The organism is Roseomonas sp. TS2 (assembly GCF_058833935.1).
On the sequence record NZ_JCACVY010000008.1, the window covers coordinates 25,972 to 45,767 of the forward strand.

Genomic DNA, 19,796 nt, shown 5'->3' on the forward strand with positions numbered 1-19,796 from the left:
GCGAAGGTTCCCGTGAAAGCGCTACCTGGATTTACGCGCGGCCGCGGGACGGTGATGCTGCCGGCCGCGCGCCGCGCGGTGCGGCGCTGAGGGGACATACGGATGGAATCGGAGACGGGCGCTTTCCTGCCAGGCCCACGCCTGGAGATCGCCGGCGCCGCGGAGGGCCCGCTCGCCGGACTGCGCTTCGCCGCGAAGGACCTGTTCGACGTGGCGGGCCACCCGACCGCCGCCGGCAACCCGGACTGGGCGCGGGGCCGGCCGCTGCCGCAGCGCCATGCCTGGGCGGTGCGGGCGCTGCTCGAGGCCGGGGCCAGCCTGGTGGGCAAGACCGTCACCTGCGAGATCTCGCTTGGCATCCTGGGCTTCAACGCGCATTGCGGCACGCCGCCCAACCCGGCGGCGCCCGGCTGCCTGCCGGGCGGCTCCTCCAGCGGCTCCGCCTCGGCCGTGGCGGCGGGGCTGGCCGACATCGCGCTCGGCACGGATAGCGGCGGCTCGGTGCGGGTGCCCGCCAGCCTCTGCGGCCTCCACGGGCTGCGGCCGACCCATGGGCGCATCCCCTTCGAGGGTGTCTGTGCCCAGGCGCCGAGCTTCGACACCGCCGGCTGGTTCGCCCGCGACGCGGAGACCTTCGCGCGGGCCGGCGCCGTGCTGCTGGGCGAGGCGCCGGTGGAGCCGGCGCCGGCGCCCCTGCTGCTCGCGGAGGACGCCTTTGCCCTGGCGGACGGGCCGGTGCAGGCGGCGCTGCGCCCGCAGGCGGCGCGGGTGGCAGCGCTGCTCGGCGGCGCGCCGCGCGCCATGACGCTGGGCGAGGCGGGGGAGCTGGCCGCCTGGGGCTCGCAGCGCAACGTGCTGCAGCGCGCCGAGGGCTGGCAGACCTTCCGCGGCTGGATCGACGCGGTGAATCCGCGCCTCGCCTTCAACGTGGCGCGCAACCTGAGCTTCGCGGCCAGCCTGACGGAGGCGCAGATCGCCGTCGCCGCCGCGCTGCGGCACCGGGTGCGGGAGCGGGCGCGCAGCCTGCTGGAAGGCGGCGCCATCCTCTGCATCCCCACCACGCCTTTCACCGCGCCGCCCCTGGGCCTGCCGCTGCAGGAGCTGGATGCGCTGTCGGAGCGGATCGGGCTGCTGACCTCCTTCGCCGGGCTGACCGGCGTGCCGCAGCTCAGCCTGCCGCTGGCGCAGGTGGCGGGGCGTCCGGTCGGCCTGTCGCTGCTGGCCTGGCGGGGGCAGGATGCGCGGCTGCTCGGCATCGCGCGCGCCCTGGCCGGCTGAGGCGCGGCTTGGCGGCGCGGCCGCCGGCTGCTTCCATGCCGCCGCAACCGAGGAGGCGCCGCCAATGCCCGATTACCGCACCGACCCCCGCATGGACCCGGAGATGGCCGCCTTCCAGGCCATGATGGACGAGCGGGCGAAGGACTTCCCGCCGATCCGCCTGGAGCGCCCCTTCGACGCGGCGCGCGCCAGCAACGACGCGCTGAACCTCACCCTCGGCGGCGGCCCGGAGATGGCCGAGAGCCGCGACATCTGGCTGCTGGTGCGCGGCCGCCGCATCGCCTGCCGGCTGCACCGGCCGGCCGGCGCCGAGGGCCAGCTGCCCGTGCTGGTCTATCTGCATGGCGGCGGCTGGGTGTGGAACAGCATCGACACGCATGACCGCACCATGCGCGAGTATGCCGCCGCCTCGGGCTGCGCCGTGCTGGGGCCGGATTATGCGCTGAGCCCGGAGGCGGTGTTCCCGCAGGCGCTGGAGGAATGTGCCGGGGTGGCGCGGCAGCTGGCCGCGCGCGGCGCGGAATGGGGGCTGGATGGCACCCGCCTGGTGCTGGGCGGCGATTCCGCCGGCGCCAACCTCGCCCTCGGCGCCGCGCTGCTGCTGCGCCAGCAGGCGCCGGAGCTGGCGCTGCGCGGCCTGCTGCTCGGCTACGGCGTCTATGACAGCCGGCTCGACACGCCCTCCTACGAGGAGTTCGCCGAGGGCTACGGCCTGACCCGCGCGCGGATGCGCTTCTACTGGGATGCCTACGCGCCGCAGCAGGCGGACCGCCACGGCCCCTTCGCCGCGCCGCTGCGCGCCGACCTGCGCGGCCTGCCGCCGGTGCACATGACGCTGACGGAACTCGACGTGCTGGCCAGCGAGAACCTCGCCATGGCCGATGCGCTCCGCGCGGCGGGCGTGGCGGTGGAGGCGGCGACCTTCCCCGGCACTGTGCACGGCTTCCTGCGCGCCGCCGGCCATGTCGGCGCCGCCGACCGGGCCTTCGCGCAGGCCGGGGCCTGGCTGCGCCGCGTTCTGGGCTGAACGCGGCGCGGCACGGCCTCAGGCGCGGCGCACGCCCCAGGGATAGGGCATGCTGCCCTGCACGAAGCCGCTCAGGTTGTTGCGGTAGGCGGTGCGGGCGACGAACTGGCCGAGCGGGATGGTGGCCACATCGTCCTGCGCCAGGGCGTTGATCTGGTCGGCCAGGGATTTGCGGGAGGCCTCGTCCGGCGCTTCCAGCCAGGACTGGATCATCGCCTCCATGCGCGGGCTCTCATACCAGCCGAACCAGCCCGACGCACCCGGCCCCTTCACCAGCGAGGACACGCCCGGATTGGCATAGCCCATGGCCGAGCCATAGGTGTGGAAGATGCTCCAGCCGCCCTTCTCCACCGGCTCGCGGCTGACGCGGCGCTGCACCACCGTGCCCCAGTCCGTCTCGGCCAGCTCGACATTCATGCCGATCTGCCGCAGCAGGTCGGCCGTCACCTGGCCGTGCGGGCCGATCAGCGGGAAGTCGGTGGGGTTGATGATCACCACCTTCTCCCCCTTGTAGCCGGATTCCGCCAGCCGGGCCTTGGCGCTGTCCAGGCCGCGCGGCGGCCGGGTCAGCTCGGAGAGATCCTCCGTGCCGTAGGGGGTGCCGCAGGGGAACAGGCTGCGGCACTCGCGCCACAGCGCCTTGTCCTGCCCGATCGTCACCTGCATGTAGTCGGCCTGGTTCACCGCCAGCGCCACGGCCTGCCGCGTCTTCAGGTCGTTGAAGGGCGGCTGCAGGTGGTTCAGCCGCATCAGGCTCATGAAGCCGGCGGGGAACAGCGTGTCCAGCTTGATGTTGCGGTTGCGCTGCAGGGTGGGCTGCAGGTCGATCAGCGGCTGCTCGACCCAGTCCACCTCGCCGGCCTGGAGTGCCGCGGCGGCGGTCGCCGGGTCGGGCATGATGTGCCACTCGACGCGCTCGAAATGCGCCACCTTGCCGCCGCTGGCCCATTCCGGCGCTTCCTGGCGCGGCCGGTAGCCGTCGAACTTCGTGTAGACGGCGCGGCTGCCGGCGACGAACTCATCCGCCCTGAAGCGGTACGGGCCGGAACCCACCACCTCGCTCACCTGCGCGTTGGCGTCGGTGCGCGCCAGCCGCTCCGGCATGACGAAGGCCACGTTGGCGTCCGGCTTGGCGATGGCGTCCAGCAGCATCGGGAAGGGGCGCGTCAGGCGGATTTCCACCGTGCGGTCGTCGGCGGCGCCCCAGCGCTCCACCACCTTGGCCAGCAATTGCCCGAAGGGGTCGCGCTTCGACCAGCGCTCAAGGCTGGCGGCGGCGTCCTGCGCGCGCACCGGCTCGCCATCGTGGAAGCGCAGCCCCTCGCGCAGGCGGATGCGCCAGACGCGGCCATCGTCGGAAACGGTGTGGCCCTCGGCCATCTGCGGCTGCGGCTTCTGCGCGGCGTTCACCGCGTAGAGCGTGTCGTACACATGGTAGCCGTGGATCTGCGTGACGATCGCCGAGGTCCAGATCGGGTCCAGCGCCGTGAGGTTGGCCTGCGGCACGAAGCGCAGCGTGGCGGCGCGCGAGGCCTGGGCGAGGCCGGGCGATGCGAGCGGCGGCAGGGCGAGGGCGAGACCCCCCAGCCCGGCGCCCTGGAGGAGCGAGCGGCGTTGCATGGCGTATTCCTTCCCTGATCCCCGTCTTTGGGCGGTTGCCGGGAGGCTAGGCAGCGTATCGCCGGAGGGTCAAGGCATGGCTGGCTGGTCTTGACGGGCACTGACCGGCGCCATACCGTGGTCTTACCAGTTGGCCCCCGAATGGCCCGGAGAGAGAACGCTTGGAGGAAACGCTGCGCATCACCCGCCCCGACGAGGCGGGCGCCAAGGGCTTCGACAAGGTCTTCGCCTTCCTGCGCGAGCAGTTGCTGAACGGCACCATCCGTCCCGGCGACCGCCTCATCGCGGAACGCGAGCTGGCCGTGCAGCTCGGCGTCAGCCGCCCGGTCCTGCGCGAGGCGCTGCGGGCGCTGGCCATGCTCGGCGTGGTGGAGATCCGCCAGGGCATGGGCACGGTGGTGCGCCGGCCGGACGTCTCGGTGCTCGGCGAGTTCTTCACCTTCGTGCTGGCGCAGCAATCCGACATCACCGACGACGTGATGCAGGCACGCATCGCCATCGAGTGCCAGGCGGTGCGGCTGGCCTGCCAGCGCGCCATGGAGTCCGACTTCACCCGGCTGCGCGAGGCGCTGGCGCGGATCGAGGCGACGATCGACGAGCCGGTGGCCGGTGGCCTGGCCGACTTCGCCTTCCACCAGCTTCTCGTCGAGGCCGCGCATTCCGCCACGCTGCGCAGCGTCTACAGCGCCATCAGCGACCTGCTGACCCGCTCCCACATCGCCCGGCGCGAGGTGGTGCGCGTCAGCCCCGAGATGCGCGCGCATCTCGTCGAGGACCACCGCCGCATCTACATCGCGCTGCTCTCGCGCGACGAGCGGCAGGTGGACGAGACGCTGCGCGAGCATTTCGCCATCGGCCATGAATTCCGCCTCCGCAATGCCATGGAGGCGGCGCGCCGGGCCCCGGCGCCGCAGGAGAACACCGAATGAAGATCGTCATCGGCAGCGACCATGCCGGCTTTCCGCTGAAGGCGGACGTCATCGCCCATATCCGCGCCCTCGGCCACGAGGTGCAGGATGTCGGCTCCTTCACGCCCGACCCGGTGGACTTCCCCGACATCGCCCGCGCGGTGTGCGACACGGTGCGGAAGGGTGGCGCCGAGCGCGGCCTGCTGGTCTGCGGCACCGGCGTCGGCGCCGTCATCGCCGCCAACAAGATGCGCGGCATCCGCGCCGCCGTCTGCCACGACGCGCATTCCGCCCACCAGTCGGTGGAGCATGACGACGTGAACGTCATGTGCATCGGCGCGCAGATCGTCGGCCCCTGGCTGGCGCGCGACCTGGTGGCGAGCTTCCTCGCCGCCGAGTTCCACGCGACCGAGGACCATGTGCGCCGCGTGCAGAAGCTGCACGCCATGGAAAACGAGGACTGATCCGCCGCCCCCGGCGGGGGCGGACACGGGAGGGAATGGCATGACGGGAACCGTCGGATTCATCGGCCTCGGCACCATGGGCTGCGACATGGCGCGCAACCTGCTGAAGGCGGGCTGGCGCGTGCAGGGCCACGATGTGCGCGAAGGCGCGGCGCAGGCCATGGCGGCGGAGGGGCTGGTGCCCGCCGCCAGCGTGGCGGAGGCCGCCGCGGGCGCCGACATCGTCGTCACCATGCTGCCGGACACGCCGCATGTGCAGGCGGTGGTGCTGGGCGAGGGCGGGCTGCTGGCCAACCCGCCCGCCGGGCGGCTGGTGGTGGACATGAGCACCATCGCCCCCACCGCCGTGCGCGAGATGCACGTCCGGCTGAAGGCGGCCGGCACCGGCTTCCTCGACGCGCCCGTCTCCGGCGGGCCGCAGGGGGCGAAGGCCGGCACGCTCAGCATCATGGTGGGCGGCGAGGCGGCGGATTTCGCCCGCGCCCGGCCGGTGCTGGCGGCCATGGGCACCACCATCAACCATGTGGGCGGCAGCGGCGCGGGCCAGACGGTGAAGCTGTGCAACCAGCTCATCTGCGGCATCAACCTGCAGGCGGTGTGCGAGGCTCTGGCGCTCGGCCGTGCCGCCGGCGTCGACCTGTCGCAGATGCGCGAGGTGCTGCTGGGCGGTTCCGCCGCCTCCTGGATGCTCGACCGGCTGGGCCCGGCCATGATCGCCGGCGAGACGGGGGCGGGGTTCCGCATCGACCTGATGCTGAAGGACCTCCGCCTGGTGCGCGAGCTGTCCGATGCCCTGGCCGTGCCGCTGCCCGGCACCGCGCTGGTGACGACGCAGTATGTCGAGGCCCGCGCGCATGGCGAGGGCGGCAACGGCAACCAGGCGCTGTTCAAGGTCTATGACCGCATGACGAACCAGGCGGCGGGCTGAGCCGGATGGGGGCGCGGCCATGAACCTCCGCCTGGATTTCGGCGTCGTCTGGGAGCGCTGGCCGCTGTTCGTGGACGGCGCCTGGATGACGCTGCAACTGGCGGTGCTGGCGACGCTGTTCGGCTTCGCCCTCGGCGCGCTCTGCGCCGTGGGGCGGCGCAGCGGCCCGCCCTGGCTGGCCGGGCTCTGCGGCGCCTATGTCGAGGCGATCCGCAACACGCCGCTGCTGGTGCAGATCTTCCTGGTGTATTTCGGCCTCGCCAGCCTCGGCTTCTCGCTCTCCGCCTTCACCGTGGCGGCGTTGGCGCTGACCATCAATGTCGGCGCCTACACCACCGAGATCATGCGCGCGGGCTTCGACTCCATCCCCCGCGGGCAGCTCGAGGCGGGGGAGTGCCTCGGCCTCTCCCAGCGGCAGGTCTACTGGCACGTGCTGCTGCTGCCGGCGATGGAACGCGTCTATCCGGCGCTGACCAGCCAGTTCGTGCTGCTGATGCTGGCCTCCTCCGTCACCTCGCAGATCTCGGCGGAGGAGCTGACGGCGGTGGCCAACTACATCCAGTCCGACACCTACCGCGCCTTCGAATCCTACATCACCGTGGCGGTGTTCTACCTGGCGCTGTCCTTCGTCATGCGGCTGGGCTTCTGGGGGCTGGGGCTGCTGCTCTTCCCGCGCCGCCGCCGCCTTGGCACGCCGCTGTGAGGAGGACGCCATGATCGCGACCCAACTCGGCGCCTCGCATCTCCAGTTCCTGCTCCAGGGCGCGCTGTGGACGGTGGTGCTCTCCGCCATCGCGCTGGTGGGCGGCGGGCTGCTGGGCTTCCTGGTGGCGCTGTGCCGCGTCTCCGCCAGCCGCGCCGTGCGCATCGCTTCCGGCATCTATGTGCAGGTGGTGCAGGGCACGCCGCTGCTGGTCATCATGTTCCTGGTGTTCTTCGGCCTGCCGCCGCTGGGCATCAACGTCTCGCCGCTCACCGCCGCCAGCGCCTCGCTGATCCTCTATGTCAGCGCCTATATGGGCGAGATCTGGCGCGGCTGCATCGAATCCGTGCCGAAGCCGCAATGGGAAGCCGCCGAGTGCCTGGCGATGAGCCGCACCCAGCGCATGTTCTACGTGGTGCTGCCGCAGGCGGTGCGCATCGCCACGCCGCCCACGGTCGGCTTCCTGGTGCAGATCGTCAAGAACACCTCGCTCGCCTCCGTGGTCGGCTTCGTCGAGCTGGCGCGCGCCGGGCAGATCATCAACAACAGCCTGTTCGAGCCCTTCCTCGTCTATCTCATCATCGCGCTGCTCTACTTCGCGATGTGCTATCCGCTCTCCCGCTGGAGCCGGCGGCTCGAACGCAGGACCGGCTATGCGCGCCGGCAGCAGGTGGTGACCCCATGAGCCAGCCCACTTCCTCCTCCGCCGGCCCCGTCGTCGCGCTGCGCGACGTGCACAAGAGCTTCGGCAGCCTGAAGGTGCTCGACGGCGTCTCCTTCGAGGTGGCGCGCGGCGAGGTGCTGGCCATCATCGGCCGCAGCGGCTCCGGCAAGAGCACGGCGCTGCGCTGCATCGACCGGCTGGAGACCATCGAATCCGGCGAGATCACCGTCTGCGGCCACCGCGTCAGCGACCCGAAGCTGCCGCTGCGCGCGCTGCGGCTCGATGTCGGCATCGTCTTCCAGAGCTACAACCTGTTTCCGCACCTGACCATCGAGGAGAACATCTGCCTCGCGCCGGTGACGGTGAAGGGACGGCGCCGTGCCGAGGCGCGCGAGACGGCGCGCCGCGTGCTGGGCCAGGTGGGCCTCGGCGACAAGCTCGATGCCTACCCCGAGCAGCTCTCCGGCGGCCAGCAGCAGCGCGCCGCCATCGCCCGCAGCCTGGCGATGGAGCCGCAGGTGATGCTGTTCGACGAGGTGACCTCCGCCCTCGACCCGGAGCTGACGGGGGAGGTGCTGCGCGTCATCGAGCAGCTCGCCGCCGGCGGCATGACGATGGTGATGGTGACGCACGAGATGGGCTTCGCCCGACGCGTGGCCGACCGCATCGTGTTCATGCACCGCGGCAAGGTCTGGGAGACGGGCCCGGCCACGATTCTCGAAACGCCGGAGACGGCCGAGCTGCGGCAGTTCGTCGGCAGCGGCCTCTGATTCCACAAACAGGACACGGGAGAGTTCCAGAATGAGCAACGTCACACGCAAGCAGTTCCTCGGCGGCGGCGCCGCGCTGGCCGCGCTCGTCGCGCTCGGCGGCCGCCCCGCCCGCGCCGACCAGCTCGACGACATCATGCGCGCCAAGAAGATCCGCGTGGCCACCGACCTCGCCATCCCGCCCTCCGGCATGATGAGCCCGCAGATGGAGCCGATCGGATCCGACGTGGAGGTGGCCAAGCTGCTGGCGCAGGATTGGGGCCTGGAGCTGGAGTTCGTGCAGACCACGGGCGCCACCCGCATCCCGAACGTGCAGACCAACAAGGCCGACATCATCATCTCCACCCTCTCCGTCACGCCGGAGCGGGCGAAGGTCGTCGCCTTCTCCAAGCCGTATGCGGCGCTGCAATCGGTGGTGGGCGGCGCGCGCGACCTGCCGGTGAAGGGCCTGGCCGACCTGCGCGGCCGCGCCGTCACCGTCACCCGCGGCACGACGCAGGACACCGAGCTGACCGGCCTCGCCCGCGAGCACGGCTTCCGCGTCGTCCGCTACGACGACGACGCCACGATGGTGACGGCGGCGGTGAGCGGGCAGGCGGAGATGGTGGCCACCTCCGCCACCCTGGTGGCGCAGATCGGCCAGCGCATCCCGGCCAAGAACTTCGAGCCGAAATTCGTGCTGCGCAACTTCGACCTCGCCATGGGGCTGCGCCAGGGCGAGACGGCGCTGATGGAGAAGGTCAATGCCTGGATCGACACCAACATCCGCAACGGCAAGCTGAACGCCATCTACAAGAAGTACCACGGCGCCGAGCTGCCCGAGCATATGCGCGGCACGGGCGCCTGAGCATCACTCCCTGGGGCGGCATGGCATGATCCTGGTCTTCGGCTCGATCAATCTCGACCTCGTGGCGCGGGTGCGCGCCATTCCCCGCCCCGGGGAGACGGTGCTGTCGGAGCGCTACGACCTCTCCTTCGGCGGCAAGGGCGCCAACCAGGCGGTGGCCGCGGCGCGCGCCCGGAAAGACACGGCGCTCGCCGTGCGCATGGCCAGCGCCGTGGGCGAGGATGATTTCGGCCGCTCGGCGCTGGACAACCTGGCGCGGAACGGAGTGGACATCGCGGCGGTGCGCGCCGTCGGCCTGCCCACGGGCTGCGCCTTCATCACCGTCAGCGCGGCGGGGGAGAACGCCATCACCGTGGCCAGCGGCGCCAACCGCGCCGTCTCCAGCGCGGCGCTGCCCGATGCGCTGCTGGAGGGGGTGCGGGTCCTGGTGTTGCAGATGGAGGTGCCGCCGGCCGAGGCGCTGGCGGTGGCCCGCCGCGCCCGCGCCCGCGGCGCCCGGGTGTTGCTGAACCTCGCCCCCGCGCCGGGCGAGGCCGAGGCGGCGCTGCTGCCCAGCCTCCTGGCGGAGACCGACCTGCTGGTGGCGAACGAGCACGAGGCGCTCACCGCCCTGGCGCTGCTGGGCGAGGCGGAGACGGACCCGGAAGCGGCCATGCGGCGCCTCGCCACGCGCTGCGGCGAGGCCGGCATCGTCACCCTCGGCCGGGCCGGCGCCATGGCCTTCACTGGCGCGGGCGAGATGCTGCGGGCCGCCGCCCTGCCCGTGGAAGCGGTGGACACCACCGGCGCCGGCGACACCTTCATGGGCATCCTGGCCGCCGCGCTGGCGGAGGGGAGGCCGCTGGCGCCAGCCCTCTCGCGCGCCTGCGCCGGGGCCTCCATGGCCTGCCTCCACCCGGGCGCGCAGGCCGGCATGCCAAACGCGGCGGCGCTGGACGCGGCCGGCTAGGAAAGCGCCGCCAGCCGCCCTTCCAGCCAGCCTGCCAGCCGCTCCACCGCATCGGGCAGGCGGCGGCCGGCGCGCGCCAGCAGGTGTGCCGTCGCGTGGCGCAGCAGCGGGTCGGCCAGCGGCACGGCGACGAGCTGGCCCGCGCGCAGCTCCTCCAGCGCGGCGAAGCCGGGCAGGAAGGCGACGCCCAGCCCCGCCCGCACGAAGCGCCGCTGCAACTCGAACGCCTCCGTCTCCAGCCGGGGTGAGAGGCGGAAACCCTCATCCGCCTCCACCCGCGCCAGCAGGCGGCGCACGCCATGGTCCTCGGGCGGCAGGGCGGCGGGCAGGGTGGCGAAGGCGCGCAGCGGCCGGGGCGTGCCATCCTCGGCCAAAGCGTGGCCCGGCGGCAGCAGCGCCGCCAGCGGCTGCGGCGCCAGGCGGCGCGACACCACCCCCACATGCGCCGGCGGGTTGTAGGCCAGGCCGAGATCCGCCTCCCCCTCGGCCACGGCGCGCAGGATCTCGCCCGTGGTGCCGAGCGCCACGCGGTAGGCGACGCCCGGATGCGCCGTGGCGAAGCCGGCCAGCCCGTTCTCCAGCAGGTCGGGCAGGAAGCCGGCGCCGCAGCGCAGCCGGACCGTGCCCTGCGGCGCGCCGCGCAGCCGGCGCAGGCGGTCCTCCAGGAAGGCGGCTTCCTCGGCCTGCCGCTCGGCATGCTCGGCCAGGATGCGGCCGGCCTCGGTGGGGGCCACGCCGCGCGGCAGGCGCTCCAGCAGCGCGGTGCCGTGATGCGCCTCCAGCTCCGCCACCTGACGGCTGACCGCCGAGGGCGCCACATGCAGCGCCTCCGCCGCGCCGCGCACCGAGCCGGCGCGCACCACCGCCAGGAAGTAGCGCAGCGCGCGCGGGTTCATCGGCGGGGCAAGGGGCTCATGCGGCGGCATCCTGCGGCCCCGTCGGCGGGCTGGCAATCCGCCGCCGCCGGCTTGCGCGGGGCGCCATTCGGCGCAGGATGCGGGGCGACAGCAGGGGAGCAGGCGAAATGCGGGTGATCGTCGTCGGCGCGGGCATCCTGGGGGCCAGCGCGGCCTATCATCTGGCCCGGGGCGGGGCGGAGGTCGTCATCCTCGACCCGATGCTGGAGGGACGCGCGACGGCGGCCGGGGCGGGCATCGTCTGCCCCTGGGCCTCCCGCGTCATCGATGCCGACTGGTACCGCCTCTCCGGCGGCGGCGCGCGCGACTATCCGGCGCTGGTGGCACAGCTTGCCGAGGATGGCGAGACGGATCTCGGCTACCGGCGCGTCGGCGCGCTGTGCATCGCCGGCGAGGAAGCCGGGCTGGAGGAGACCGAGGCGCGCATCCGCGCCCGCCTGCCGGAGGCGCCGGAGGCCGGCACCCTCTCCCGCCTGGCGCCGGAGGAGGCGCGCGCGCTGTTCCCGCCGCTGCGGCCGGGGGAGCCGGCGCTGCATCTGAGCGGCGCGGCGCGGGTGGACGGGCGGCTGCTGGCGGCGGCGCTGCTGCGCGCGGCGCAGCGGCACGGCGCCGTGGCGCACCGGGACGTGGTGACGGGGCTGGCCACCGAGGCCGGCCGGGTCTGTGGCGCTTGGGCGGGCGGGCGGCTGTTCGGCGGCGATGCGGTGCTGCTCGCGGCTGGCGCCTGGGCGCCGCCGCTGCTGGCGCCGCTCGGCATCGATCTGGCGGTGCAGCCGCAGCGCGGCCAGATCCTGCACCTGCTGCTGCCCGGCCAGCAGACACGGGACTGGCCCGTGCTGCTGCCCATGAGCAGCCACTACCTGCTGGCTTTCGACGATTCCCGCATCGTGGTGGGCGCCACGCGGGAGGTGGGGTCGGGCTTCGATCACCGGCTGACGGCGGGCGGCGTGATGCAGGTGCTGCGGCAGGCGCTGGGCGTGGCGCCCGGGCTGGAGACGGCGACGCTGCACGAGATGCGCATCGGCATGCGGCCGATGGGGCCGGACCTGAAGCCGCTGCTCGGCCCGGTGCCGGTGGTGGAGGGGCTGGTGATCGGCAACGGGCTGGGTGCCGGCGGGCTGACCATGGGCCCCTATGCCGGGCGGCTGCTGGCGCAGCACCTGTTGCAGGGCGGCGCCGACATACCGCTGGCGCCCTACGACCCGTTGCGGCGCTGAGCGCCGGCTGCCGCTCAGGCGGCCGGGCGCCCCTCCTCCACCGCCTGCAGAGCCTGCAGCTCGCCCGAGAGGCAGATCCGGTTGCGGCCTGCCCGCTTGGCGGCATAGAGGGCGCGGTCGGCCTCGGAATACAGCGCGTCGAAGCCGCGCTGGCCGCCAATGGCGGCACCGGCCGAGATGGTGATCCGCATGGCCGCGCCCTCGGCCAGCATCGGCCGGGCGGCGAAGCGGTCGCGCAGCGCCTCCAGCCGCTCCAGCATCCGCCGGCAGGGCTGGGTGGTGGAGATGAGGGCGAATTCCTCGCCACCCAGCCGGCCGAGCAGGCCGAACTCGCCGAGCATCTCCCCCATCAGCCGGCCGGCGGCGCACAGCACGGCGTCCCCCGTGCGGTGGCCATGCGTGTCGTTGACGCGCTTGAAGTGGTCGATGTCGATGATCACCAGCACCATCCAGGCGGTGCCGGCGCGCTCGGCCTCCTCCATCAGGGCGCGGCGGTTGGGCAGGCCGGTCAGCGAATCGGTGCGGCTGAGCTGCTCGAACTGCCGGCGCGATTCGGCGAGGGCCAGATGCGCCCGCCCGATCCAGGAGAGGATGGGCGCGGCGACGACCAGCGCGATGAGGATCGTCACCGCCCAGGAGCGCAGTGCGGCGGTCCAGTCGATGAAGAAGACGAGCTGGTTGACGACATCCATCAGCAGCGCCGCGACCACGGCGGCGGCGGTGGCCCCGGCCACGTAGCGGCGCAGCCCGCGCCGGTCCTGGATCTGGGGGGCGACAATCAGCCTCAGAGGGCTTCGCATGACCACAACCCTCTGGGAGAGAGATCCGGTTGGTAGCACACCTTTGCGTTACCTTTCCAAGACCTGTCTTTTCGTCCCGCGGCTTGCCAGGAGCGCCAGGTCATGGCCAAGCAGGCGGGCCGCAGCCAAGCCGATGAGGAGGCCTCCTTGCACAGCCGCCAGAACCCGGACAAGGCTGCCGCCCCCGATGCGGCGCCGATGTCCTCGCCAGCGCCGCCCTATACCGACTGGCTGCGTCACCGCCTGACCATCAGCGGCCCGGCCGAGGCCATGGCCCGGTTCCGCGCCGCGGCGGCGGGGCCGGGGCTGATCCCCTGGGTGCTGGATCTCGGGCGCATGGAGGAGGATTGGCGGCTGCAATTGCTGGCGCCGCTGGAGGGCGAGCCGGCGATCAGCCCGGCCGGGGCGCGCATCCTCTCCCGCCGCCTGCGGGATGCGGCGGCGGCCAACCACCAGGCCGCCCTGGCCCGCGCCGCGGCGGACCGCGGCTGCCCCTTCGACCTGCACCGCCTGGTGCCGGTGCCCGCCGCCATCCTGGCGCTGGGGCCCGACGACCCGGCGGCGCGGCGCTGGCTGTGGGCGCAATGGGGCACCACCCGGGCGCTGCGCCATGTTCGCGCCCTGCCCGGCATGGAGGATGGGCGCAGCACGCGGACGGACCGGATGGCGGTGGAGTTCTGGTCGGCCGACTGGTCGCCCTGGCGCGCGCTGCTGCGCCTGCGCCAGGATTGGCCCACGCTGGTGTGGGACCTGCGGCCCGACTACCAGCGGGAGGAGGAGGGCGCCGCCCCGGCCGCGCGGGGCCGCAAACGGCGCTGAGCCCGCGTCACTCGATGCGGATGTTGGCCTTGCGCGCCACCTCGGCCCAGCGCGCCGTCTCGGCGGCGACGAAGCTGCGGAACGCCTCCGGCGTGCTGCCCACCGGGGTGATGCCGAGATCCTTCAGCCGGCCGGAGACGGCGGGGCTGTGCAGCGCCGCCACGGCCTCCTTGTGCAGCCGGGCGACGATGGCGGGCGGGGTCGCCGCCGGCGCGAAGAAGCCGTGCCAGGAGAGGCTCTCGAAGCCCGGCACCACGCTGGCGACCGTCGGGATCTCCGGCGCCACGGCGGCCGGCCCGGTGGAGGTGACGCCGAGGATGCGCAGCTTGCCCTCCCGCGCGAAGGGCAGCACGGAGGAGAGGTTGTCGAACGCCATCGGCACCTCGCCGGTCAGCAGGGCGGTCGTCACCTGGCCGCTGCCGCGATAGGGGATGTGCTCGATCTGCGTGCCGGTGAGCTGGGCGAAGAGCGAGCCGGCCAGGTGGATCGAGGTGCCGACGCCGGAGGTGGCGTAGCTGGCCGCGCCGGGCTTGGCCTTCAGCTGCGCGATCAGCTCCGGCAGGGTACGGGCCGGGTTGTCGTTGCTCACCGCCAGCGCGTTGGGCTGCGAGGCGAGCTGCGTGACCGGCGCGAAGTCCTTCTGCACGTCATAGGGCATCTTCGGGTAGATGCCGGGATTGATGGCGTGGCTGCTGATGGTGCCGAGGCAGAAGGTGTAGCCATCCGGCGTCGCGCGGGCGCAGGCCTCGCTGCCGATGTTGCCGCCGGCGCCGGGGCGGTTCTCCACCACGATGGGCTGGCCCAGCGCCTTGCTCATCTCCTGCCCGACCAGCCGCGCCAGCGTGTCGGAGGTGCCGGCGGCGAAGGGCACGATCAGGCGGATCGGCTGCGCCGGGTAGGCCGGCTGGGCCTGCGCGGGGGAGGGCGCCAGGGCCAGCCCGGCCGGCGCGGCGAGCAGGGACATCAGCGCGAGGCTCAGGCCACGGCGGGACAGGCGGGACATGCGGAGTTCCTCCTCGTGGTGCCATTGGCGGCACGCATTGCGGGCGGCGCACGCGACAGGGCGGCGCCCGGATGCAAACTGATATATTAGATTTTGGTCGTCAAGCGCTCCGTGGCCCTGGGGCCGGCGCTTTGCTAAGCCTGTCCCCATGCGCCTCTCTCCCGCCCCGCCGGACCGCGACATGCCCGAGGCCGGCGCCACGCTGGCGCCCATGGCCCGCCGCCGCTCCGCCGCGGACAATGCCTATGATTCGCTGCGCGCGGCGGTGATCTCGCTGGCCCTGCCGCCGGGCACCGCCCTCTCGCGCACCGCCATCGCCCGGCGGCTCGGCGTCAGCCAGACGCCGGTGCGGGAAGCCCTGATCCGCCTGCAGGAGGAGGGGCTGATCGCGGTGGTGCCGCAATCGGCCACACGCGTCGCCCGCATCGACCTCGCCAGCGCGCGCGAGGCTGGCTTCCTGCGGCTGGCGCTGGAACTGGCGGTCGTGCGGCGCCTGGCGGAGGCGCCGCCGCCGGGGCTGGAGGCGGCGTTGCAGACCGAGCTGGCACGGATGCGCGCCAGCGCCGACGAGGATGGTTTCACCGCCGCCGACGCGGCCTTCCACGGCGTGCTCTACGCCGCCGCCGGCGTGCCGGGGCTGCACGAGTTGGTGCGCAGCCGCAGCGGGCACCTGGACCGGCTGCGCCGCCTGCACCTGCCGAGCCCCGGCAAGGCCGAGGCCGTGCTGCGCCAGCACGCGGAACTGGCCGCCGCCATCCTGCGCCGCCAGCCGGCGGAGGCCGAGCGGCTGCTGCGGGACCACCTCTCCAACACCTTCGCCGAGCTCGCGCGCATCCGCGACCGCTTCCCCGAATTCTTCTGAGCGCCGCGCAAGCCGGCAGGCGCGCCGCGCGATGCGCCTTTCCGGGGCATTTCCGGCGCCGCGCCGGCCGGTGCCCGCCCTCCCGCCGATTGCCCCGCCTTCCGAACTCTGTTCATCATGCGGAAACAGTTGCTCAGGAGGCTTTCCCATGGATTTCCGGATCTCCCGCCGCGCGGCGCTGGCCGGCTCGGCCCTCGCCCTGCCCTTCATCCGCCGCGCCGCGGCGCAGCAGACCCTGGAATTCGTGGCCGGCTCGCTGGGCGGCGGCTGGTACACCATGGCCGCCGGCGTCGCCGCCCTGGTGCGCGACGAGAACCCCGAGATCCAGATCCGCGTCGTCCCCGGCGGCGGCCTGGCCAACCCGACGCGCGTCAACAACGGGCAGAGCCAGATGGGCTGGGGCATCGATGCCTTCACCGCCGCCGCCGCGCGCGGCGAGGAGCCCTACAAGGCCAAGCATGAGCGGCTGCGCTCGCTCGGCACCGGCTACTCGCCCACCGAGCACAACTTCCTCCGCCGCGCCGATGGCGGCCCGGCCGACATGAAGGCGATCCTGACGCAGAAGGGCGTGCGCATCGGCTGCCCGCAGCGCTCCTCGACCGACGAGATGACGCTGCAGCGCATCCTGAAGTTCTGCGGCACCTCGCCCGAGAAGATCCGCGACGAGGGCGGCCGCTACCTGAACGGCTCCTACAACGACATCGCCGGCGCCTTCGGCGACGGGCAGGTGGATTACCTCTACGTGGCGCTGGCCAAGCCCGCCGCCATCCTCACCGAGATCGGCCAGGGCCGGCGCGCGGCGAAGCTGGTGGCCTTCCCCGAGGATGTGCGCAAGCACCTGATCGACACCTACGCCTACAACCAGGGCGTCATCCCCGCCTCGACCTATCCGGCGCTGCAGGATGCCGACGTGCCGGTGACGACCATGGACAGCGTCATCCTGGTGCACGACACCCTGCCCGAGCCGGTGGCCTATGCGGTGACGCGCACCCTGATCAAGGCCAAGGGCGCGCGTCTGACGCAGATCCATGCCTCGATGGGCGCCTACGACCCCGCCGTGGCCTGGAAGTATGCCGGCGTGCCGCTGCACCCGGGCGCCGAGCGCGCCTACCGCGAAGCCGGCGTGATGCAGGGCTGAAGGAGGCGTGCGCCAGCTTCGCGGCCCGCTCGGCGTCATCCTCCCGGCCTGGCTGGCCGGGGTGGTGGCACTCCATCTCTACTTCGGCGGCTTCGGCTTCCCCGAGCCGATCGCCATGCGCGGCTTCCACCTGCTGGCCTTCGTGCCGCCGATCTTCCTGCTGTGGCCCGCCCTCGCCAGCAGCCCGAAGGACAGGCCGAGCGCGCCCGACTGGCTGTGGGCGGCGCTGGCGGCGGCGCCGCACCTGTGGGTGTGGCTGAATGCCGCCGCCGTCTCCGACCGGATGGAGTATGTCGATCCCTTCGGGCAGGAGATGGTGGTGCTCGCCCTGCTCGCCATCGTCACGCTGCTGGAGGCGACGCGGCGCGCGGTGGAGCCCGGCCTCGCGGTGATGGTGCTGGTCAGCATCGGCTACATGGTGTTCGGCAACCACCTGCCGGGCGTGCTGAACACCCGCGTGTTCAGCCTTGAGGAGATCCTGGAAGCCTCCTGGCTGGTGCCCACGGCGGGCGGCGTCTATGGCCCGCTCACCGGCATCGTCGCCACCACCATCGCGGTGTTCATCACCTTCGGCGCCTTCATGCAGGGCAGCGGCACGGGGCGGCTGTTCAGCAATCTCGGCGCCGCGGCGGCGGGGCGCTACACGGCGGGGCCGGCCAAGGTGGCCGTCATCACCTCCGGCCTGTTCGGCACGATGAGCGGCTCCTCCGTCTCCAACGTCATCACCACCGGCGCCATGACCATCCCGCTGATGAAGCGGATCGGCTATCCGGCGGCGGTCGCGGGCGGCATCGAGAGCGCGGCCAGCGTCGGCGGCGCGCTGATGCCGCCGGTGATGGGGGCGGCCGCCTTCGTCATGGCCGAGATCACCAACATCGCCTATGGCGAGATCCTGATCGCGGCGACGCTGGGGGCGGTGCTCTACTATTTCGCCATCTACGTGGCGGTGCATTTCGAGGGGCGGCGCCTCGGCGTCTCGGCCATGGCGGAGGCCGACATCCCCTCCTGGCGGGAGGTGCTGGCCGATTGCCACCTGCTGCTGCCCATCGCCGTGCTGGTCTGGCTGATGATGGAGCGCTGGAGCGGCAACTTCGCCGCCTTATGCGCCACCATGGCGATGATCGCGGTGGCCATGCTGCGCAAGCGCAGCCGCATGTCGCCGCGCGCCATCTTCGACAGCCTGGTGCAGGCGGGGCTGACCATGGCGCCGCTGGCGGTGGCCATCGCCGGTGCCGGCATCGTCGTCTCGGCGCTGACGGCCACCGGCATGGTGGTGGCCTTCGGCGGCATCATCAAGGACATCGCCGGCGGCTCGCTGCCGCTGCTGCTGGTGCTGCTGGCGCTCACCGTGCTGGTGCTGGGCATGGGGCTGCCCACCACCCCCTCCTACATCATCGCCGCCGCCATCGGCGTGCCGCAGCTGATGGAGATGGGGGTCGGCATGCTGCCGGCGCACCTGTTCCTGTTCTACTTCGCGGTGCTGGCGGATGCGACGCCGCCCGTGGCGGCCGCCGCCTTCGCCGCCGCCTCGGTGGCCAAGGCGCCGCCCACGCTCACCAGCCTGCACGCCACGCGCTTCGGCATCGCCGGCTTCACCGTGGGCTTCGCCTTCGTCTACGACCCCGGCATCATGATGCAGGGCAGCCTGCCCGACATCCTGCTCGCCTTCGGCGTGCAGATGGCGGCGCTGACGGCGCTGACGGCGGCCTATGCCGGCTTCCTCGCCGGGCCTCTGGCCCTGCCGCTGCGCCTGCTGCTGGGGGCGTCGGGGATGGTCGCCGCCTTCGTCCACGTGCTGCCGGCGCCGGGGCGGCTGGCCGTGGTGCTGGCGGTGCTGGCCCTGGCCTGGACGATCAGCCGCGCCGCGGCGCCGCTGCCGGCCCGTGGCGCCGCCCCGCCGGGCTGAGCCTCAACCCGGGCGGGCGGCCCCGCCCGGGACGATCCGCCCGGGGGCGCCGGCGGGCAGGGCGCCCGTCTCCAGCCAGTGGCGGGCCAGCGGCCACAGCGTTTCCCGGAAGCGCTCGTGGAAGAAGGCGAAGTGGCCGATGGCGGCCACGCCGGCATCCTTGGGTGCCAGCCGCAGATGCGTCCGCGCGCTGCCGCGGTAATAGGCCAGCAGCCGCTCGATGGCGGGGATGGTGCCGAACGGGTCGTCCTCCAGCCCGATTGCCAGGATCGGCGCGCCGATGGCGGCGAAGCGGGCGGGCAGGGCGGCGCCGTCCCGCAGCGTGTGCTCGAAGCGGGCGGCCATCCGGCTCCAGTCCCGCGCCACGCCGGCGGGGGTGTCTTCCATCCAGCCCAGGCGGCGGGCGGGGAGGTAGCCGAGCAGCCGGGCCAGCGCCGGCATCGCCACATGCCAGCGCAGCAGCATGGGCAGGCGGGCGGCGGGGGCGTAGTCCCGCCAATGGGCATACTGCGCGCCGACGGTGACGATGCGCCGCACCTGCCGCGCCGAGGGTGCCAACCCCACCGCGAAGCCGCCGATGGAATGCGCCACCACATCCACCGGCCGGCCGGGGAAGCGCGCCATGGCCAGGCGCAGCGCGGCCTCCAGGTCGAGCTCGCCCCAGTCCCGCCAGTCCGCGCGGAAGCCGCGCAGCCGGGCGGGGCGGGATTCGCCGATGCCCCGGTAGTCGAAGGTGACGACATCGAAGCCGGCCCCGGCGAGATGGGCGGCGAAGCGGCCATAGTAGCGGCTGCGCACCGAGGTGGCGGGGCTGACCACCACCACGGAGCGGCCCGGAACCGGCTGCCTGGCCGGCCAGAGATGGCCGCCCAGCATCATGCCATCCGCCGCCTGGAAGCGGAGAGGCTCGCCCGCCTGCCCAGACGCCATGCCCATCCTGCCCTCCCGCTCCGCGTGCCGGTCTCCTGGCCATGCG

The 19,796-nt window shown here is 73.2% G+C and carries 20 protein-coding genes; 15 read left to right on the plus strand and 5 right to left on the minus strand.

Annotation, left to right across the window (positions count from 1 at the left end):
• Positions 1–102 precede the first annotated feature (102 nt).
• On the plus strand, positions 103–1,278 hold the full coding sequence (locus tag ACZJYS_RS03110; protein WP_493175728.1) for an amidase: 1,176 nt from the start codon (positions 103–105) through the stop codon (positions 1,276–1,278).
• Positions 1,279–1,342: 64 nt separating this feature from the next.
• Complete coding sequence (locus ACZJYS_RS03115; RefSeq protein WP_493175730.1) at positions 1,343–2,305, plus strand: alpha/beta hydrolase; 963 nt, start codon at positions 1,343–1,345, stop codon at positions 2,303–2,305.
• Positions 2,306–2,323: 18 nt separating this feature from the next.
• Here ACZJYS_RS03115 and ACZJYS_RS03120 read toward each other — a convergent pair whose 3' ends face one another.
• Positions 2,324–3,925: an ABC transporter substrate-binding protein gene (locus ACZJYS_RS03120; protein WP_109517354.1), complete on the minus strand. Its 1,602-nt coding sequence runs from the start codon at positions 3,923–3,925 to the stop codon at positions 2,324–2,326.
• 161 nt (positions 3,926–4,086) lie between these two features.
• On the opposite strand from ACZJYS_RS03120, the gene ACZJYS_RS03125 reads away from it, so the two are divergent.
• The 8 genes from ACZJYS_RS03125 to ACZJYS_RS03160 are packed head-to-tail and all read left to right on the plus strand — an operon-like array spanning position 4,087 to position 10,158.
• A complete protein-coding gene (locus tag ACZJYS_RS03125) occupies positions 4,087–4,854 on the plus strand; it encodes a FadR/GntR family transcriptional regulator (RefSeq protein ID WP_109517355.1) in 768 nt (255 codons plus the stop codon).
• Entirely contained in the window at positions 4,851–5,297 is a 447-nt protein-coding gene (gene rpiB / locus ACZJYS_RS03130; RefSeq protein WP_109517356.1) for a ribose 5-phosphate isomerase B, read from the plus strand. Before ACZJYS_RS03125 ends, rpiB begins: the two co-directional genes overlap by 4 nt.
• A gap of 40 nt (positions 5,298–5,337) precedes the next feature.
• Positions 5,338–6,225, plus strand: coding sequence for an NAD(P)-dependent oxidoreductase (locus tag ACZJYS_RS03135; protein ID WP_493175732.1), 888 nt, complete (start codon positions 5,338–5,340; stop codon positions 6,223–6,225).
• A gap of 19 nt (positions 6,226–6,244) precedes the next feature.
• Entirely contained in the window at positions 6,245–6,928 is a 684-nt protein-coding gene (locus ACZJYS_RS03140) for an amino acid ABC transporter permease (protein WP_109517358.1), read from the plus strand.
• A 10-nt stretch (positions 6,929–6,938) separates the two neighbouring features.
• A complete protein-coding gene (locus ACZJYS_RS03145) occupies positions 6,939–7,613 on the plus strand; it encodes an amino acid ABC transporter permease (protein ID WP_493175734.1) in 675 nt (224 codons plus the stop codon).
• Positions 7,610–8,362, plus strand: a complete 753-nt coding sequence (locus ACZJYS_RS03150) for an amino acid ABC transporter ATP-binding protein (protein WP_493175736.1) — start codon at positions 7,610–7,612, stop codon at positions 8,360–8,362. The genes ACZJYS_RS03145 and ACZJYS_RS03150 overlap by 4 nt, the downstream gene beginning before the upstream one ends.
• Positions 8,363–8,393: 31 nt before the next feature.
• The gene (locus tag ACZJYS_RS03155; protein WP_109517361.1) at positions 8,394–9,209 is read left to right on the plus strand and encodes a transporter substrate-binding domain-containing protein; all 816 of its coding nucleotides are present in this window, start codon (positions 8,394–8,396) and stop codon (positions 9,207–9,209) included.
• Positions 9,210–9,234: 25 nt separating this feature from the next.
• Entirely contained in the window at positions 9,235–10,158 is a 924-nt protein-coding gene (locus ACZJYS_RS03160) for a ribokinase (RefSeq protein WP_493175738.1), read from the plus strand.
• On the opposite strand, the gene ACZJYS_RS03165 is transcribed toward ACZJYS_RS03160, so the two are convergent.
• Positions 10,155–11,084 (minus strand): LysR family transcriptional regulator, encoded by a 930-nt coding sequence (locus ACZJYS_RS03165; protein ID WP_493175740.1) that lies wholly within the window; start codon positions 11,082–11,084, stop codon positions 10,155–10,157. The genes ACZJYS_RS03160 and ACZJYS_RS03165 overlap by 4 nt on opposite strands.
• Before the next feature lie 98 nt (positions 11,085–11,182).
• Between ACZJYS_RS03165 and ACZJYS_RS03170 the strand changes: the two genes are divergently transcribed.
• A complete protein-coding gene (locus ACZJYS_RS03170; protein ID WP_493175742.1) occupies positions 11,183–12,292 on the plus strand; it encodes an NAD(P)/FAD-dependent oxidoreductase in 1,110 nt (369 codons plus the stop codon).
• Positions 12,293–12,306: 14 nt separating this feature from the next.
• On the opposite strand, the gene ACZJYS_RS03175 is transcribed toward ACZJYS_RS03170, so the two are convergent.
• Positions 12,307–13,092, minus strand: coding sequence for a GGDEF domain-containing protein (locus ACZJYS_RS03175; RefSeq protein ID WP_379650526.1), 786 nt, complete (start codon positions 13,090–13,092; stop codon positions 12,307–12,309).
• 102 nt (positions 13,093–13,194) lie between these two features.
• Here ACZJYS_RS03175 and ACZJYS_RS03180 point away from each other — a divergent pair, with 102 nt between their 5' ends.
• Positions 13,195–13,911, plus strand: coding sequence for a hypothetical protein (locus ACZJYS_RS03180; RefSeq protein ID WP_493175745.1), 717 nt, complete (start codon positions 13,195–13,197; stop codon positions 13,909–13,911).
• Positions 13,912–13,918: 7 nt separating this feature from the next.
• On the opposite strand, the gene ACZJYS_RS03185 is transcribed toward ACZJYS_RS03180, so the two are convergent.
• Positions 13,919–14,914, minus strand: coding sequence for a Bug family tripartite tricarboxylate transporter substrate binding protein (locus tag ACZJYS_RS03185; RefSeq protein WP_493175747.1), 996 nt, complete (start codon positions 14,912–14,914; stop codon positions 13,919–13,921).
• Positions 14,915–15,062: 148 nt separating this feature from the next.
• Here ACZJYS_RS03185 and ACZJYS_RS03190 point away from each other — a divergent pair, with 148 nt between their 5' ends.
• The 3 genes from ACZJYS_RS03190 (at position 15,063) to ACZJYS_RS03200 (ending at position 18,820) form a co-directional block, all read left to right on the plus strand.
• Entirely contained in the window at positions 15,063–15,776 is a 714-nt protein-coding gene (locus tag ACZJYS_RS03190) for a GntR family transcriptional regulator (protein ID WP_493175749.1), read from the plus strand.
• A 148-nt stretch (positions 15,777–15,924) separates the two neighbouring features.
• Positions 15,925–16,914 carry a TAXI family TRAP transporter solute-binding subunit gene (locus ACZJYS_RS03195; protein ID WP_493175751.1) on the plus strand — a complete coding sequence of 330 codons (990 nt, stop codon included), beginning with the start codon at positions 15,925–15,927 and terminating at the stop codon, positions 16,912–16,914.
• A 7-nt stretch (positions 16,915–16,921) separates the two neighbouring features.
• Positions 16,922–18,820, plus strand: a complete 1,899-nt coding sequence (locus ACZJYS_RS03200; RefSeq protein ID WP_493175753.1) for a TRAP transporter permease — start codon at positions 16,922–16,924, stop codon at positions 18,818–18,820.
• Positions 18,821–18,823: 3 nt separating this feature from the next.
• Here the strand turns inward: ACZJYS_RS03200 and ACZJYS_RS03205 are convergent, their stop codons facing one another.
• Positions 18,824–19,750 (minus strand): alpha/beta hydrolase family protein, encoded by a 927-nt coding sequence (locus tag ACZJYS_RS03205; RefSeq protein ID WP_493175755.1) that lies wholly within the window; start codon positions 19,748–19,750, stop codon positions 18,824–18,826.
• Between the last annotated feature and the right edge of the window lie 46 nt (positions 19,751–19,796).